Source organism: Pseudomonas sp. SJZ074, assembly GCF_007828215.1.
Taxonomy (GTDB): Bacteria; Pseudomonadota; Gammaproteobacteria; order Pseudomonadales; family Pseudomonadaceae; genus Aquipseudomonas.
The window spans coordinates 162399-178433 of the sequence record NZ_VIUE01000007.1; the positions used below are offsets into that span (position 1 = coordinate 162399).

The following is a 16035-nucleotide window of genomic DNA, read 5'->3' on the forward strand; positions in this document are numbered from 1 at the left end:
GCGAGCTCCCTCGCCACAAGGACCTGCTCGACAAATGCGATCTAGTTACTGATCGCCAGGATGCTCGCCTGGTACGAACCCACGAACACGTCGAAATCGCCTACTTCGTTCTGTTCCAGCTCGGCTTGCTGGGCCAGGGACTCGCGAGCGGAGGCTTCGAACGCAGCCTGTTCCTGGGCCGGCAATGGTTCGGCACGGAATAACTCGGCGTGAGCCTTGCTCTGGCGCAGGGAGAACTGGGCGAAGCTTTCCTGATGTTCCGCCATGGCCGCCAGGACCTGAGCGGATGGAGTCAGGGATGGGTCCCGGACCTTTGCCAGTTGTGCATCCAGGGCCTGGCGGTGAGCAGCGCCACCGTGGCTCTGGTCGAGCAACGATGCCAGCGGAGCGATCTGCTCCAGCAGTTCGATGGCCCATGCTTGCATGTCCACCGATTGGCCCTGGCGCTGCAGTTGCAAGCCCGGCTTGCGGCCTTCCTTGACCACGGTCAGGAAGTTGTCCGTGGCATTGCCGCATTCGCTGCTTTCGAACAACGGGCTCTCATTGAGGCCGCAATACAGCAGGAACGCATCGAGGAAACGGGACTCGGTGACGTCGATGCCCAATGGCAGGAACGGGTTGATGTCCAGGCAGCGTACTTCGACATACTGAATGCCCCGGGCCATCAAGGCCTGGATCGGACGTTCGCCGGTGTAGGTCACCCGCTTGGGACGAATGTTGGAGTAGTACTCGTTTTCGATCTGCAGGATGTTGGTGTTGAGCTGCACCCACTCGCCGTTCCGATGTGTGCCGACTTCGACATACGGTGCATAAGGCGTCGCCACCGCCTTGCGCAGGCTGTCGGTATAGCTCGCCAGGTCGTTGTAGCACGGCGTCAGGCCGGCCTGGGCGTTGCTCTGGTAACCCAGGTCGCTCATGCGCAGGCTGGTGGCATAAGGCAGGTACAGGGTGTCCGGGTCCAGTTGTTCCAATTGATGCGGGCGACCCCGCAGGAAACCGGCGTCCAGGGCTGGCGAGGCGCCGAACAGGTACATCAGCAGCCAGCTGTAGCGACGGAAATTACGGATCAGCGCGATGTAGGCCAGCGACTGGAAATCACGGTCGCTGACGTCTGCCGCCTCGGCCTGGCGGAGCAGCGGCCAGAGTTTTTCCGGCAGGGAAAAGTTGTAGTGGATTCCGGCGATGCATTGCATGGTCTTGCCGTAGCGCAGGGCCAGGCCCTGGCGATAGACATACTTGAGCCGACCGATGTTCGAGGTGCCGTAATACGCGATGGGAATCTCTTCTTCCGCCGGCAGCGGGCACGGCATCGACGGACTCCACAGGAATTCATCACCGAGTTTGCTGTAGACAAACCGGTGGATCCTGTCGAGGCTACTCAGGGTATCGGCCGGGTCTGCCAGGGCCGGGGTGATGAACTCCAGCAGCGACTCGGAATAGTCGGTGGTGATCTGCTCGTTGGTCAGCGCCGAGCCCAGGGCTTCGGGATGCGGAGTCAACGCCAGGCGCCCGCTGTCCGTGACACGCAGGCATTCACGTTCGATACCGTGCAGGCACTGCTCGAGCAGGGAGAGGTTGGCGCGCTCGCCGAGCAGGGCCAGGCGGCGGTTTAAGAGGTCGCTCAAGTTGAATTCCTTCACGCGTCAGTCGCCCCAATATGGGGGTGGGCAAGGCGCTCTACAAGGGTGAAGTTGAAACTGGCGTTATCGCCTGGTTTTGGCGCGCCACAACCCCTGTAGGAGCGGGCTTGCTCGCGAAGAGGGTCTATCAGTCAGCATTGATGTGGCCTGACACTCCGCTTTCGCGAGCAAGCCCGCTCCCACAGAGAAGCCCGGCGCCGCATTGCAGCATCGAAATTAACCCAAATCGATGACAGGGAGCTATAGGACAGCGAAGGTGCCTTGTGCTTTTGCGACCAGCTTGTCGCCCTGGGTCACGTCAGCCTCGACCACCAGCGTGCGTCGGCCTGGATGGAGGACCCGGGCCGTGCACAGCACCTCGCCGTCGGACACGGCGCGAATGTAGTTGATCTTGCATTCGATGGTCGCGCTCTGCTGATCAAAGCCATGGACACTGGAGCAAGCCAGGCCCATGGCGATGTCCACCAGGCTGAACAGTGCGCCGCCGTGCAGCTTGCCGCCGCGATTGCGCAACGGCGGCTCCAGGGCCAGGGCGACTTGCGCTACCCCGTCCCCGAGGCTGTGCAGGCGGCAGCCGAGCAGCTTGAAGAAGGCGCTTTCCACCAGCCCGGCCGGCGCGTCCATCAGCGCTTCTTCAACTGCTTGGCGTTGGCGAACAGCGAGGCCATGGCGTTGCTGGCCGGGGCTGCGGTGACGGTTTCCTTGCGCGGCGCGGTGTTTTGCGACTGGCGCGGCGCCGAGCTTGGACGCGGGCCACGGGCACCGTCGACCTTCTCGCCGGGGGTGTCGCTCATGCGCATCGACAGGCCGACGCGTTTGCGCGGGATGTCGACTTCCATGACCTTCACTTTCACCACGTCACCGGCCTTCACGGCTTCGCGCGGGTCCTTGATGAACTTCTCCGACAAGGCGGAGATATGCACCAGGCCGTCCTGATGCACGCCGATGTCGACGAATGCCCCGAAATTGGTGACGTTGGTCACCACGCCTTCCAGGATCATGCCGGGTTGCAGGTCCTTGAGGTCTTCGACGCCTTCCTGGAACTCGGCGGTCTTGAACTCGGGACGCGGGTCACGGCCGGGCTTCTCCAGTTCTTGCAGGATATCGGTGACGGTGGGCAGGCCGAAGGTCTCGTCGGTGAATTTCTTCGGGTCCAGGCGCTTGAGGAACGCGGCGTCACCGATCAGCGAACGGATGTCGCGATCGGTCTGGGCGGCGATGCGTTGCACCAGCGGATAGGCTTCGGGGTGGACGGCCGACGAATCCAGCGGGTTGTCGCCGTTCATCACGCGCAGGAAGCCGGCGGCCAGTTCGAAGGTTTTTTCCCCCAGGCGCGGGACTTTCTTCAGCGCGGCTCGGGTTTTGAAGGCGCCGTGCTCATCGCGGTGGGTCACGATGTTCTGCGCCAGCGTAGCGTTGAGGCCCGAGATCCGCGCCAACAGCGCCACCGAAGCGGTGTTCACGTCCACGCCCACGGCGTTTACGCAGTCTTCCACCACGGCGTCCAGGCCGCGGGCCAGTTTCAACTGGGACACGTCGTGTTGGTATTGGCCGACACCAATGGATTTCGGGTCGATCTTCACCAGCTCCGCCAGGGGGTCCTGCAGGCGACGGGCAATCGATACCGCGCCACGGATCGACACGTCCAGCTCCGGAAACTCCTTGGACGCCAGTTCCGACGCCGAGTAAACAGAAGCGCCAGCCTCGGACACCATGACCTTGGTCATTTTCATGGCCGGGTATTTCTTGATCAGCTCGGCGGCCAGCTTGTCCGTCTCACGGCTGGCGGTGCCGTTGCCGATGGCGATCAGGTCCACCGAATGCTTGGCGCACAGGGCGGCGAGCACCGCAAGGGTCTGGTCCCATTTGTTGTGCGGGACGTGAGGATAGACCGTCGTGTGGTCCAGCAGCTTGCCGGTGGAATCCACCACCGCCACCTTGCAGCCGGTACGCAGGCCCGGGTCCAGGCCCAAGGTGGCGCGTGGGCCGGCCGGTGCCGCTAGCAGCAGGTCGTGCAGGTTGTGGGCGAAGACGTTGATGGCCTCGGTTTCGGCGTTGTCGCGAAGTTCGCCCAACAGGTCGGTCTCCAGGTGGGTGTAGAGCTTGACCTTCCAGGTCCAGCGCACCACCTCCGCCAGCCATTTGTCGGCGGCGCGGTTCTGGTTCTGGATGCCGAACTGCTGGCCGATCATGCCTTCGCAGGGGTGCATGGTGCCGGGCAATTCATCACCGACTTTCAACGCGGAGCTGAGGATGCCTTCGTTACGGCCACGGAAAATTGCCAGGGCGCGGTGGGACGGCACGTTCTTGAGCGGTTCGTCGTGCTCGAAGTAATCCCGGAACTTCGCCCCTTCCTCTTCCTTGCCTGCAATCACGCGGGCACTGAGGATGGCTTCCTGTTTCAGGAAGTTGCGCAATTTTTCCAGCAGGTTGGCGTCTTCGGCGAAGCGCTCCATGAGGATGTACTTGGCACCTTCCAGCGCCGCTTTCACGTCTGCCACGCCTTTTTCGGCATCGACGAAACGTGCGGCTTCGGCCTCAGGCGCCAGGGTCGGGTCGTTGAACAGCCCGTCGGCCAGTTCGCCAAGCCCGGCTTCCAGGGCGATCTGGCCCTTGGTGCGGCGCTTCTGTTTGTAGGGCAGGTACAAGTCTTCGAGACGGGTCTTGGTGTCCGCCAACTTGATGTCGCGTTCGAGCGCCGGGGTCAGCTTGCCCTGTTCCTGAATGCTGGCCAGGATGCTGATACGCCGTTCGTCGAGTTCACGCAGGTAGCGCAGGCGCTCTTCCAGATGACGCAGTTGAGTGTCATCGAGGCTGCCGGTCACTTCTTTTCGGTAACGGGCGATAAAAGGCACCGTGGAGCCTTCATCGAGTAGCGCGACGGCCGCTTCGACCTGTTGCGGGCGTACGCCGAGTTCCTCGGCGATGCGGCTGTTGATGCTGTCCATAAAACCACCTGACAAATGATGAAATCAGGCCCGCCGGCGCAGAACAGGGCTCGGCGAGACTGGTTGAGCGGCCTGGCGTGGGCCGCTGCCTGGGTCAAGAGAGGCTGCCTGTTGACCCGCGAAATTCAAAAAGTGCTGCCTGGCCAGAGGGAAAAAGACCCATCGAGGGGGACGATCCGACATTCCCAGGCACAAAAGGCCGCGCATTATAACCAGCGTTGCGGCTTTCGGGGTGTCAGGGTCTGTAGGTCCGATACCCGTATGGGTGGAGATGGAGGAAAAATCTGCTAACAATGCACACGGTGCGTATAACGGCAGCTAGGCCATAATGCGCGCCGAGATCAAAGGAGCTTCCTATGAGCAGCACTGCACAAACTGCTGAAGGCGAAAAAATTCTGATTGTTGACGACGACCCGGGGCTGAGCAGCCTGCTGGAGCGTTTTTTCGTCAGCAAGGGCTATCGGGCCCGCACCGTACCCAATACCGAACAGATGGATCGGCTGCTGGCCCGTGAAGTCTTCAACCTGGTGGTGCTCGACCTGATGCTGCCTGGCGAGGACGGCTTGACGGCCTGCCGCCGCCTACGCGGCGCGAACAACCAGATCCCGATCATCATGCTCACTGCCAAGGGCGACGAGTTGAGCCGTATCAAGGGCCTGGAATTGGGCGCCGACGATTACCTGGCCAAGCCGTTCAACCCCGACGAACTCATGGCCCGGGTCAAGGCGGTTCTTCGTCGTCAGTCGGCCCCGGTGCCTGGAGCCCCAGGCAGCGAAGATGAAAGCGTGACTTTCGGTGATTACGAGCTGTCCCTGGCCACCCGTGAGCTCAAGCGTGGTGATGAAATCCACATGCTGACCACCGGTGAGTTCGCCGTGCTCAAGGCCCTGGTGATGAACGCCCGTCAACCGCTGACCCGGGACAAGCTCATGAATCTGGCCCGTGGGCGCGAGTGGGATGCGCTGGAGCGCTCCATCGATGTACAGATTTCCCGCCTGCGTCGGATGATCGAGCCTGACCCTTCCAAGCCGCGCTATATCCAGACCGTCTGGGGCGTAGGCTATGTATTCGTGCCGGATGGTGCCGCCAGCAAGTGATCGGCGATTTGTAGGAGCGGGTGGCCTGGCAGGTTGAGTTTCTTCCAGGCGACTCGCGGTCCATCAGTATGCGAGCATCGCTCGCTCCTGCAAGTGTGTAGCGGTTATCCATGAAAACCCCGGTTTGGTTCCCCCAGAGTTTCTTTTCCCGCACCCTCTGGCTGGTGCTGATCGTCGTGCTCTTTTCCAAGGCGCTGACGTTGGTCTACCTGCTGATGAACGAAGATGTCCTGGTGGACCGCCAGTACAGTCACGGCGTTGCTCTGACCCTGCGCGCCTACTGGGCTGCCGATGAAACCAATCGGGCGAAGATCGCCGAGGCGGCGACGCTGATCCGGGTGGTCGGTGCAGGAGTGCCCGAAGGCGAACAGCACTGGCCCTACAGTGAAATCTATCAACGGCAGATGCAGGCCGAACTGGGCACCGATACCGAGGTGCGCCTGAGAATGCATTCGCCCCCGGCATTGTGGGTGCGTGCCCCAAGCCTGGGGGATGGCTGGCTGAAGGTGCCGTTGTACCCGCATCCCCTGCGTGGCCAGAAAATCTGGAACGTGCTGGGCTGGTTCCTGGCCATCGGTCTGTTGTCGACCGCGTCGGCATGGATCTTCGTCAGCCAGCTCAACCAACCGTTGAAACGCCTGGTCTACGCGGCCCGACAGTTGGGCCAGGGGCGTAGCGTGCGGTTGCCCATCAGTGACACGCCCAGCGAAATGACCGAAGTGTATCGGGCCTTCAACCAGATGGCCGAGGATGTCGAGCAGGCCGGACGCGAGCGGGAGCTGATGCTCGCCGGGGTCTCCCATGATCTGCGCACGCCGCTGACCCGGTTGCGGCTGTCGCTGGAGCTGATGGGCGAGCGCACCGACCTGACCCATGAAATGGTCCGTGATATCGAAGACATGGATGCGATTCTCGACCAGTTCCTGGCGTTCATTCGCGACGGACGCGATGAGTCGGTGGAGGAAGTGGACCTCAGCGAGTTGGTACGGGAGGTGGTCGCGCCCTATAACCAGGGCGATGAAAAAGTGCACCTGCAGTTGGAGCCGATCCAGCCGTTCCCGTTGCGCCGGGTGTCGATGAAGCGGCTGCTGAACAACCTGATCGGCAACGCCCTGAACCACGCCGGGGCTGGCGTCGAGGTAGCGGCTTATGTCTCTGGCGACACCAACGCGCCCTATGTGGTGTTGAGCGTCATGGACCGTGGCGCCGGCATCGATCCGTCGGAGCTGGAGGCCATTTTCAATCCCTTCACCCGTGGCGACCGTGCCCGGGGCGGAAAGGGCACGGGGTTGGGCCTGGCGATCGTCAAGCGCATTGCCTCGATGCACGGTGGCAACGTCGAGCTGCGCAACCGCGTCGGCGGCGGGCTCGAAGCGCGGGTGCGGTTGCCGTTGGGGTTGATGCTGCCTAGGGATGCGGTATAGAAGCAGCGGCGAGCTACGAGCGGCAAGCTACAAGCTGATTGGCTTCTGCTTGAAGCTCGCAACTGCTCCTACCCCTTGCCCTTGGTCCGGGTCATGTTCGGCCCGCCATTCTTTTCCAGATGCTCGATGATGATTCCCGCCACGTTCTTGTTCGTGGTGGTTTCGATGCCTTCCAGGCCAGGCGAGGAATTGACCTCCATCACCAACGGGCCGTGATTGGATCGCAGAATGTCGACACCCGCCACGGCCAGGCCCATGACTTTTGCGGCGCGCAGGGCGGTCATGCGTTCTTCCGGGGTGATCTTGATCAGGCTGGCGCTGCCACCGCGATGCAGGTTGGAGCGAAATTCCCCAGGCCGGGCCTGACGCTTCATCGAAGCGATGACCTTGTCGCCGACCACGAAGCAGCGGATGTCCGCGCCGCCAGCTTCCTTGATGTATTCCTGAACCATGATGTTCTGTTTGAGGCCCATGAATGCTTCAATCACCGACTCTGCCGCCGTCGCGGTTTCGCACAGGACCACGCCGATACCCTGGGTACCTTCCAGTACCTTGATGACCAGCGGTGCGCCATTGACCATCGCGATCAGATCCGGAATGTCGTCAGGTGAATGAGCAAAACCGGTGACCGGCAGGCCGATACCACGCCGCGACAGCAATTGCAGCGAGCGCAGCTTGTCCCGGGAGCGGGCGATTGCCACGGATTCATTGAGAGGGAATACCCCCATCATTTCGAACTGGCGCAGTACGGCGCAGCCATAGAAGGTCACGGATGCACCGATGCGCGGGATCACCGCATCGAACCCCTCCAGTGGTTGGCCCCGGTAATGGATCTGGGGCTTGTGGCTGGCGATATTCATATAGGCGCGCAGGGTGTCGATCACCACCATTTCATGGCCACGCTCTGTCCCGGCCTCAACCAGGCGACGAGTGGAATACAGACGCGGATTACGCGACAGCACAGCGATCTTCATGCAACACCTGTGGCAGGGGTAGTGGATACCGGGAATGCCGGCTTGTCTTGAACATATTTGATGCCTGGATTGACCACCAGTTGGCCGTCGATCAAGGCCTTGGAACCCAACAGCAGGCGATAGCGCATGGACTTGCGGCAAGCCAGAGTGAATTCGACCCGCCAGATCCGATCCCCGAGTGCCAGCGTGGTGCTGATCACGTAGCGGACCTGGGCATGTCCGTTGGAGCTTTTGATCGTTTTGCGCGCCACCAGCGGGGCTTCGCAGCGGCGATGACGCAGTTGTACCACCGTGCCCAGGTGCGCAGTGAAGCGTACCCATTTTTCACCGTCACGCTCGAATGGCTCGATATCGGTGGCGTGCAGACTGGAGGTACTGGCACCGGTGTCTATTTTTGCCCGTAGGCCCGCGACTCCCAGGTCCGGGAGCGCCACCCACTCGCGTAGACCGACAACGGTCAAATGGTCAAAAGTCTTCAATAGAAACAACCTGTGATCGGTACTTCGGATCAGCGAACCTGCGAGTCGCGGCATTCGTACAGAATAATCACAAAATGGCGACAGTTATCCAGTGGCCTGTCTGGCTGATTCATGCACTTGATTTCAGCGCAAGATTTGCCGGAAGGGCCGGTTCGGTCGGCATTCTATCTGTCGGCGCGAATTCGTGCGCCCGACAAAAACGGTAGTACAGTTCTGGCTATTGGCAGAAAGAGGAATTGCAGTGACACAAAAACAGGAAGAGGACGACAAGGTCCGTCTCGATAAGTGGTTGTGGGCGGCACGATTTTATAAAACACGTGCGCTTGCCAAGGCCGCCATCGAAAGCGGCAAGGTTCACCATCGGGGCGAACGTTGCAAGCCGGGCAAAGAGCCGCGCATCGGTGATGAGTACGTCATTCGCGCCGGGTTCGATGAAAAGACCGTAGTGGTCGAGGCCCTGTCGATCGTGCGGCGTGGGGCACCTGAGGCGCAGACCCTGTATCGTGAAACCGAAGCCAGCATTGCCAGGCGCGAAGCCGCCGCTGCTCAATGCAAGGCCGGAGCCCTGGGGGTCAGTACCGACGGCAAGCCGAGCAAGAAACAGCGTCGGGATCTGTTCAAGTTCCGCGGCAGCAACAGCGAATAAAAACGCTTCCAGAACAATGCGCATTGTCTGGAGGATCTACTGTGGCGAGGGGATTTAGCGAAACGCCACAGAAAGGTATTGGATGCAACGAACGGTGCGGCTGTCCCTCCCTTGCTTGGAACCACCTTCGAATGCCCATAAAATGTTCGACATCCTTTGCCATCACCTCAGATACCCATCCTTATGACTGATTTACCGGATAATGACTGCACCCAACGTTTCATCTTTGATGACATCGACGCCCGTGGCGAACTGGTGGCGTTGGAGCGTAGCTATGCCGAAGTCCTTGCCAAGCACCCCTATCCGGAGCCGGTCGCGCAACTGCTCGGTGAGTTGATGGCGGCGGCGTCGCTGTTGATCGGTACGTTGAAATTCGATGGCTTGCTGATCCTCCAGGCCCGCTCCGAAGGGCCGGTTCCGATGCTGATGATCGAATGCTCCAGCGAACGCGAGATCCGGGGCCTGGCCCGCTATCACGCCGATCAGATCGCCCCAGGCGCGGCGCTGGCCGACCTGATGCCCAATGGTGTGCTGGCCCTGACGGTCGACCCGACCCATGGCAAGCGCTACCAGGGCATTGTCGATCTCGACGGCGCGTCCCTGGCCGAATGCTTCACCAATTACTTCGTCATGTCCCAGCAGACCAATACCAGGTTCTGGCTCTATGCCGACGGACGGCGCGCCCGCGGCCTGCTACTGCAACAATTGCCCGTCGACCGCATCCGTGACCCGGAAGAACGTGAGGCCAGCTGGCAGCACGTCACGGCTCTGGCCAGCACCTTGAACGCCGACGAGCTGCTGAGCCTGGACAACGAAACGGTACTGCGTCGTCTCTACCACGAAGAAGCCGTGCGTCTGTTCGACGAGTTGCCGGTGCGCTTCCAATGCAGTTGCTCTCGTGAACGATCCGGCAATGCGCTGGTCAGTCTGGGTCTGGAAGATGCGCAGCATCTGGTCATCGAGCATGGCGGTGCCATCGAGATCGATTGTCAGTTTTGCAATGAGCGTTACCTGTTCGATGGGGCGGACGTTGCGCAATTGTTCGCCGGAGCGGGTGTCGAGGCACCGTCAGATACTCGTCACTGAATCGGTTCAGTGTAGGTAAATCTCCTGACAAACGCCGGATTTACGCCGTACTGACGGGAGGGCCCTACTCTTTTTGGGCTTTTCTGGCATAATCCGGCCCACTTTTTTCGGGTAGTAGTGCGCGACTTCCTACTACAAAACGTTTGGAGCACTCGGCCAAGGGCCGATGGGGAACCACATGACGCAAGCCAATAACGCCGTGTACACCGATCTGAGTGTCGATGATCTGGTCAAAGAAGCCCTGAATCGCGGTGAAGGCGAGCTTGCCGATACTGGCGCGCTGGTTGTTCGTACCGGTCATCGTACCGGTCGCTCGCCAGCCGACCGTTTCATCGTAGAAGAACCGACCACCCAGAACGCCATTGCCTGGGGCCCGATCAACCGCAAGTTCCCGGCCGACAAGTTCGATGCCCTGTGGAACCGCGTTGAAGCCTACCTGGGCGAGCGCGAGCGTTTCGTGTCCCACGTCCATGTAGGTTCCGATCCTGCGCACTACCTGCCGGTCAAGATGACCACCGAGACGGCCTGGCACAACCTGTTCGGTCGTTGCCTGTTCATCAACCCTGAGCAATACAACGCCGGTGGCAAGGATGAATGGCAGATCCTCAACGCGCCGAACTTCGTTTGCGAGCCAGCGCGTGACGGCACCAACTCCGACGGTACCGTGATCATCAACTTCGCGGCCAGGAAAGTCCTCATCGCCGGCATGCGCTACGCCGGTGAAATGAAGAAAGCCCTGTTCTCCGTCCAGAACTTCCTGCTGCCGGCGGTTGACGTACTGCCGATGCACTGTGCCGCGAACATGGGCGAAGAGGGCGATGTGACCCTGTTCTTCGGTCTGTCGGGCACCGGCAAGACTACCCTGTCCGCCGACGAAAGCCGCTACCTGATCGGTGACGACGAGCACGGCTGGGGCGTGGGTGTGGTCTTCAACATCGAAGGCGGTTGCTATGCCAAGTGCATCGACCTGTCGGAGAAGAACGAGCCGGTGATCTGGAAAGCCATCCAGCACGGTGCCGTACTGGAAAACGTCGTCCTGGATCCGGTCACCAAGAAAGCCGACTATGCCGACAACAGCCTGACCCAGAACAGCCGCGCTGCCTATCCGCGCGAGCTGATCGAAAAACGCGCACCGAAAAACCTCGGTGGCGAGCCTAACGCCGTGATCTTCCTGACCTGCGACCTGACCGGCGTGCTGCCACCGGTGTCGATTCTCAGCGAAGAGCAAGCCGCCTACCACTTCCTGTCGGGTTACACCGCGTTGGTAGGCTCGACCGAAATGGGTTCGGGCAGCGGTATCAAGTCGACCTTCTCCACCTGCTTTGGCGCGCCGTTCTTCCCGCGCCCGGCCGGTGAATACGCGGAACTGCTGATCAAGCGTATCCGTGGTTTCGGCTCCAAGGTCTATCTGGTCAACACCGGCTGGACCGGCGGTGGCTATGGTGTCGGAAAACGCTTCAACATCCCGACCACCCGTGCGGTGATCGCGGCGATCCAGAGCGGTGCGCTGATTGGTGCCGAAACCGAACACCTGGACATCATCAATCTGGACGTGCCGTTGGCTGTTCCGGGCGTCGAGACCGGCCTGTTGAACCCACGCAACACCTGGGGCGACAAGGCTGCCTACGACGAAGCCGCCAAGGCCTTGGCTGGCCTGTTCATCGAGAACTTCAAGAAGTTCGAAGTGAGCGACGCGATCAAGGCTGCCGGTCCGCAGTTGTAAGGTTTGGTCAGCCATAAAAAACCGCCCTTTGGGGCGGTTTTTTATGGGCGGCTATTTGTGTGAGGAGAGGTGGAAGGCGGGTGCCATGCTGTCCTGATCACGCTTGGACAACCCCAAGGCTCCAGCCAATACGGACCATTGGCTGACGACCTCTTTAAACTGCGAAATGATGCCCTGCGCATCCTTTTGGTTGACCCGAAAGTACTCAGCTACTTCCAGGACAAGCTCAAGGTCCACCCTGATGCCTAGCGCAATCGCTGCCGCACCACCTCCAGCAGTTCGCTGCCATCCTGCACCAACAGATAAAGCGCATGGACGATGCTGGGGATGTCCTTTACATCGGCATGCTCGAAGCAAAGACAATGCAGGGTTTCGAGCAGATCGCTGGAGGCTTGGATTCGTTGGGCGGCGGCGTCGCAGAGGTGCTGGAGATCGGCCTCGGTGTCGATGACCAGCACAGGAGTGCTGTTGAGCCGCTGGTATTGCTCGACAGGCGGGTTGGATGGTTGCATTTGAGCCTCTTCGGTACGACGTTTGAATCGCGCCATGGACTATAGAGAGCTCTATTCAGGGATCGCAATATGGCCTGGAGGGACAGGTTGTGTAGGACGTTTACCGGCGTCTGACGCTCGATAAGCGCCTTATTCCTGATGCCTGCTCGCTGTCCTGTTTTCCGCGTAAATCTCCGTTAGGTCCTACACATGCTCTGTAGGCATGGCCCAAGAAGCGGTAGGCTGCTTCTGATAAGGCCGTAATGGATCACGGCCCTATCATCAAATACTTGCTGAGCGAAACCGGCCGTTGCGCAGGTCAGCCAGGCAATGACGAGATCGCAGGCATCACGGTCTGGGCTTTGTCGTGGGCAAGCAGGGGCGGTATTTCGGGGACTCTCATGCATCCGCCCAACAGCAGGGAGGTGATGAAGAGGATGGTGAGTTTGTGCGACATGGTTTTTCCCTTTGAAAGTTTATCAATCAACCATTGATGCAGGAGTGCGCAGAGACGCCGCTTCAAGGTCCATCAACCCTCGCCCATAGGCCTCGCTATTGGCGTAGATACCCGTGCGATTGCTGGTTGCCAGCAGGTGCTCGCGTACTTGCTGCGGACTGAGTTGTGGATAACGGCTCTGCAGTGCAGCCAATGCGCCGGTGACCAGCGCGGCAGCCGGGGAGGTGCCGGCGGTGGATACGTAACGTCCATCCTTGGCAACGGTGAGCAGGCCTGCCTGAGCGCCTGCGTCTCCACCGGGAACGGCGATGCACCAGGCTGCCGCGACCCCGCAATAATTGGATTTGCCATTGATGGCGCTGCCGTCGCTCTTCAGTGCCACGACGGCGATCCAGCCCTTTTCCAGCTCAGGCAACGCCAGTGGCAAGCCCGGTTCTGCCAGGGGCTGGCGCTTGAGTTCATTGCCGGTCGGAAAGACAAATACTGCACCTTCCGATACCAGCTTTCGGGCGACGCCCAGTGAGTCAGGCATCACCTGGTTGTAACGTGCTTCGGTGATTTCGGTTGCAGGGATGGCGTTGGCCCACGAGTTGTTGAAAAGGCGGGCGCCCTTGTCAAAGCCACTTTGCCAGGATCTGGCAATTTCGCTGTCGAAGAAAAACGGCTCGTTGTCGTCGCCAAAGCGAAAGGGGATCAGCCGGGCGTTGAAGGCGATCCCATGCATGCCCTGATTGTCCTTGTTGGCGGCGAGGATGCCCGCCATCTGGGTGCCGTGGCCGACGCGGTCAACCGTGTGGGGACGATCCTCGACATAGTCGTATCCCGGATCATTCAACCTGCCTTCGAACTCTTGCAGATGGGCGTTGAGTCCCGAGTCGACCAGCGCCACGGTCACGTCCTGGCCGGTGCCGCCACGTGCATACAAAGCCGAAGCCTTTACGACGGACAGGCCTCGTTGCGCGAGATACTCGGGGGTTTCGAACACGGCCGGTTCCACGCCGGTTTGTTCAGGAATGCTCAAGCAGCCGGCCAGCAGTGACGCTGACGTGATGGCCAGGGCGCGTAGCGCGGAAAACAGGTGTGGCATGGTTCGGTCCTTGAACAGAGCTCTTGATCACCGGGCCTCCTGGCCCGATGTGTCGCGTGAATTGACGGTGCACCTTAACCCGGGAGCGGTGCCGGAACGAGGCATCAAAGTGCCCGGATTTGTATCACCTCATGGCAGGCAGGTAAGCGCACCTGTGAGCTGCATCCATCCGCTGAATGCCGCCTATCACACGAATAAATTTCAAAAACAGCCTGCGGCTGACTAAGGTGAAGGCTGTCTTTGGATCGCCGACGAGAGAGCAGATATGAGCCAGACGATTGAGCACGCCGCCGTGATCGGTGCAGGCACCATGGGGCGGGGCATTGTGATGTGCCTGGCCAATGCCGGCGTGACGGTGCGCTGGGTCGATAACAATCCGCAGATGCTCGAGCAGGCGCTGGCAGCCGTAGCTGAGACCTACGCCCATGGTGTGCGCCAGGGCCGTATTGACCAGGGGGAAGCCGATGCCCGGATCGCCAGAGTGACCAGGGCAAGCGACTACGCGGCGATCCGAGAGGTGGACCTGGTGATCGAAGCGGTTTATGAGAATCTTGAACTCAAGCAGCAGATCTTCCGCCAGTTGGATGGCCTGCTCAAGCCTGAGGCGATTCTGGCGAGCAACACGTCGGCCCTGGATATCGACGCCATTGCCACCGTCACGCGCCGCCCAAGCCAGGTCCTGGGGCTGCATTTCTTCAGTCCGGCGCACATCATGAAGCTGTTGGAAATCGTGCGCGGCGCACAGACCTCCAGAGCGGTGCTGGACACCGCCCTCGCATTGGGCAACCGCATGGGCAAGGTCAGTGTGGTGTCGGGCAATTGCCACGGGTTCATCGGCAACCGGATGCTTCACCCTTATGTGCTGGAAGCCCGCAAAATGTTACTGGAGGGCGCCTTTCCCCATCAGGTCGATGCGGCGCTACAGGGTTTCGGCTTCGCCATGGGGCCGTTCCGGATGTACGACGTGGTCGGGATCGACCTGGAGTGGCGGGCGCGGGAACTGGCCGGCAAAGGCCAGGATGCGCCCGAGGTGCAGGTGGACAATCGCCTGTGCGAGCTCGGGCGGTTCGGCCAGAAAAGCGGCAACGGGTACTATCACTACGAGCCCGGCAGCCGGCAGGCCGAGCATGACGTAGAAGTCGATGCGCTGGTGCAGCGGGTTAGTGAAGAACTGGGTTTCCAGCGTCGGGAAATCGGCAGCGGGGAAATTCTCGAGCGTTGCCTGCTGGCACTGGTCAACGAGGGGGCGAAGATCCTCCAGGAGGGCATTGCCGGGTCGGCACACGACATCGATCTGGTGTATCTCAACGGCTACGGGTTTCCGGCGGACAAAGGTGGTCCGATGGCCTGGGCTGACCAGCAAGGGCTTGAGGATATCCACGCGCGATTGCTGGAGCTCGAGACGAAGCAGGGGGACCAGTGGAGACCTGCACGCCTGATCGGGGAGCTGGCGGCGCAGGGCAAGGGATTCGCGCAACGGTAGCCATCTCGCAACGATCACTGACAACCGAAAAGGGAAACTGATGCCCCAACGTACCGAATACCCTCATCTGCAAGCCATCACCACGCGCTGGCATGACAACGACGTGTACGGTCACGTCAATAACGTCACCTACTACAGCTTCTTCGATACGGCGGTGAACACCTATCTGATCGAGGTCGGCGGCTTGGATATCCAGGGTGGGGAGGTCGTGGCGTTTGTGGTGAGTTCGGCCTGCGACTACTTTGCGTCCATCGCATTTCCCGAGCGAATTGAAGTGGGCCTGCGGGTCGGCAAATTGGGCAGCAGTTCGGTGCAATATGAACTGGCTGTGTTCAAGGCGGGCGAGGAAGAGGCCTGCGCAGCGGGGCGCTTTGTCCATGTGTTCGTGGATCGGGCGTCGAATCGGCCGGTGGCGATTCCGGATCGCCTGCGTGCGGTCCTGGAGCAGTTGGTGGTTTGAAACGAAAAATCGCAGCCTCCGGCGAGCGGTAGGCTGCGAT

General features: G+C 60.7%; 14 protein-coding genes. 7 read left to right on the top strand and 7 right to left on the bottom strand.

Annotation, left to right across the window (positions count from 1 at the left end; genetic code table 11):
- Positions 1-41 precede the first annotated feature (41 nt).
- The 3 genes from gshA to FBX99_RS11170 all read right to left on the bottom strand — a co-directional run bounded on the left by gshA (position 42) and on the right by FBX99_RS11170 (position 4588).
- Complete coding sequence (gene gshA / locus FBX99_RS11155) at positions 42-1625, bottom strand: glutamate--cysteine ligase (RefSeq protein WP_145131587.1); 1584 nt, start codon at positions 1623-1625, stop codon at positions 42-44.
- Positions 1626-1880: 255 nt separating this feature from the next.
- Positions 1881-2264, bottom strand: coding sequence for a PaaI family thioesterase (locus tag FBX99_RS11165; protein ID WP_145131589.1), 384 nt, complete (start codon positions 2262-2264; stop codon positions 1881-1883).
- Complete coding sequence (locus FBX99_RS11170; protein WP_145131590.1) at positions 2264-4588, bottom strand: Tex family protein; 2325 nt, start codon at positions 4586-4588, stop codon at positions 2264-2266. The genes FBX99_RS11165 and FBX99_RS11170 overlap by 1 nt, the downstream gene beginning before the upstream one ends.
- Before the next feature lie 356 nt (positions 4589-4944).
- Here FBX99_RS11170 and ompR point away from each other — a divergent pair, with 356 nt between their 5' ends.
- Together ompR and FBX99_RS11180 are read left to right on the top strand one after the other, a co-directional pair.
- Positions 4945-5685, top strand: coding sequence for a two-component system response regulator OmpR (gene ompR, locus FBX99_RS11175; RefSeq protein ID WP_025211284.1), 741 nt, complete (start codon positions 4945-4947; stop codon positions 5683-5685).
- Positions 5686-5795: 110 nt separating this feature from the next.
- The gene (locus FBX99_RS11180) at positions 5796-7109 is read left to right on the top strand and encodes an ATP-binding protein (protein ID WP_144930394.1); all 1314 of its coding nucleotides are present in this window, start codon (positions 5796-5798) and stop codon (positions 7107-7109) included.
- A gap of 68 nt (positions 7110-7177) precedes the next feature.
- On the opposite strand, the gene rimK is transcribed toward FBX99_RS11180, so the two are convergent.
- Positions 7178-8083, bottom strand: coding sequence for a 30S ribosomal protein S6--L-glutamate ligase (gene rimK, locus FBX99_RS11185; protein WP_144930393.1), 906 nt, complete (start codon positions 8081-8083; stop codon positions 7178-7180).
- The gene (locus FBX99_RS11190; RefSeq protein WP_047700161.1) at positions 8080-8562 is read right to left on the bottom strand and encodes an ATP-dependent zinc protease; all 483 of its coding nucleotides are present in this window, start codon (positions 8560-8562) and stop codon (positions 8080-8082) included. Before FBX99_RS11190 ends, rimK begins: the two co-directional genes overlap by 4 nt.
- A gap of 241 nt (positions 8563-8803) precedes the next feature.
- On the opposite strand from FBX99_RS11190, the gene FBX99_RS11195 reads away from it, so the two are divergent.
- The 3 genes from FBX99_RS11195 to FBX99_RS11205 all read left to right on the top strand — a co-directional run bounded on the left by FBX99_RS11195 (position 8804) and on the right by FBX99_RS11205 (position 12017).
- Positions 8804-9208 (top strand): RNA-binding S4 domain-containing protein, encoded by a 405-nt coding sequence (locus FBX99_RS11195; protein WP_144930392.1) that lies wholly within the window; start codon positions 8804-8806, stop codon positions 9206-9208.
- 183 nt (positions 9209-9391) lie between these two features.
- Complete coding sequence (hslO, locus tag FBX99_RS11200; protein WP_144930391.1) at positions 9392-10294, top strand: Hsp33 family molecular chaperone HslO; 903 nt, start codon at positions 9392-9394, stop codon at positions 10292-10294.
- Positions 10295-10472: 178 nt separating this feature from the next.
- Entirely contained in the window at positions 10473-12017 is a 1545-nt protein-coding gene (locus FBX99_RS11205; RefSeq protein WP_145131593.1) for a phosphoenolpyruvate carboxykinase, read from the top strand.
- Positions 12018-12262: 245 nt separating this feature from the next.
- Here the strand turns inward: FBX99_RS11205 and FBX99_RS11215 are convergent, their stop codons facing one another.
- Both FBX99_RS11215 and FBX99_RS11220 read right to left on the bottom strand, forming a co-directional pair.
- Positions 12263-12529 carry a hypothetical protein gene (locus tag FBX99_RS11215; protein ID WP_144930389.1) on the bottom strand — a complete coding sequence of 89 codons (267 nt, stop codon included), beginning with the start codon at positions 12527-12529 and terminating at the stop codon, positions 12263-12265.
- A 458-nt stretch (positions 12530-12987) separates the two neighbouring features.
- The gene (locus tag FBX99_RS11220) at positions 12988-14052 is read right to left on the bottom strand and encodes a S8 family peptidase (RefSeq protein ID WP_145131595.1); all 1065 of its coding nucleotides are present in this window, start codon (positions 14050-14052) and stop codon (positions 12988-12990) included.
- A 265-nt stretch (positions 14053-14317) separates the two neighbouring features.
- On the opposite strand from FBX99_RS11220, the gene FBX99_RS11225 reads away from it, so the two are divergent.
- Together FBX99_RS11225 and FBX99_RS11230 are read left to right on the top strand one after the other, a co-directional pair.
- On the top strand, positions 14318-15535 hold the full coding sequence (locus tag FBX99_RS11225) for a 3-hydroxyacyl-CoA dehydrogenase (protein WP_145131596.1): 1218 nt from the start codon (positions 14318-14320) through the stop codon (positions 15533-15535).
- 40 nt (positions 15536-15575) lie between these two features.
- Positions 15576-15995, top strand: a complete 420-nt coding sequence (locus FBX99_RS11230) for a thioesterase family protein (protein ID WP_145131598.1) — start codon at positions 15576-15578, stop codon at positions 15993-15995.
- The last annotated feature ends 40 nt before the right edge of the window (positions 15996-16035 follow it).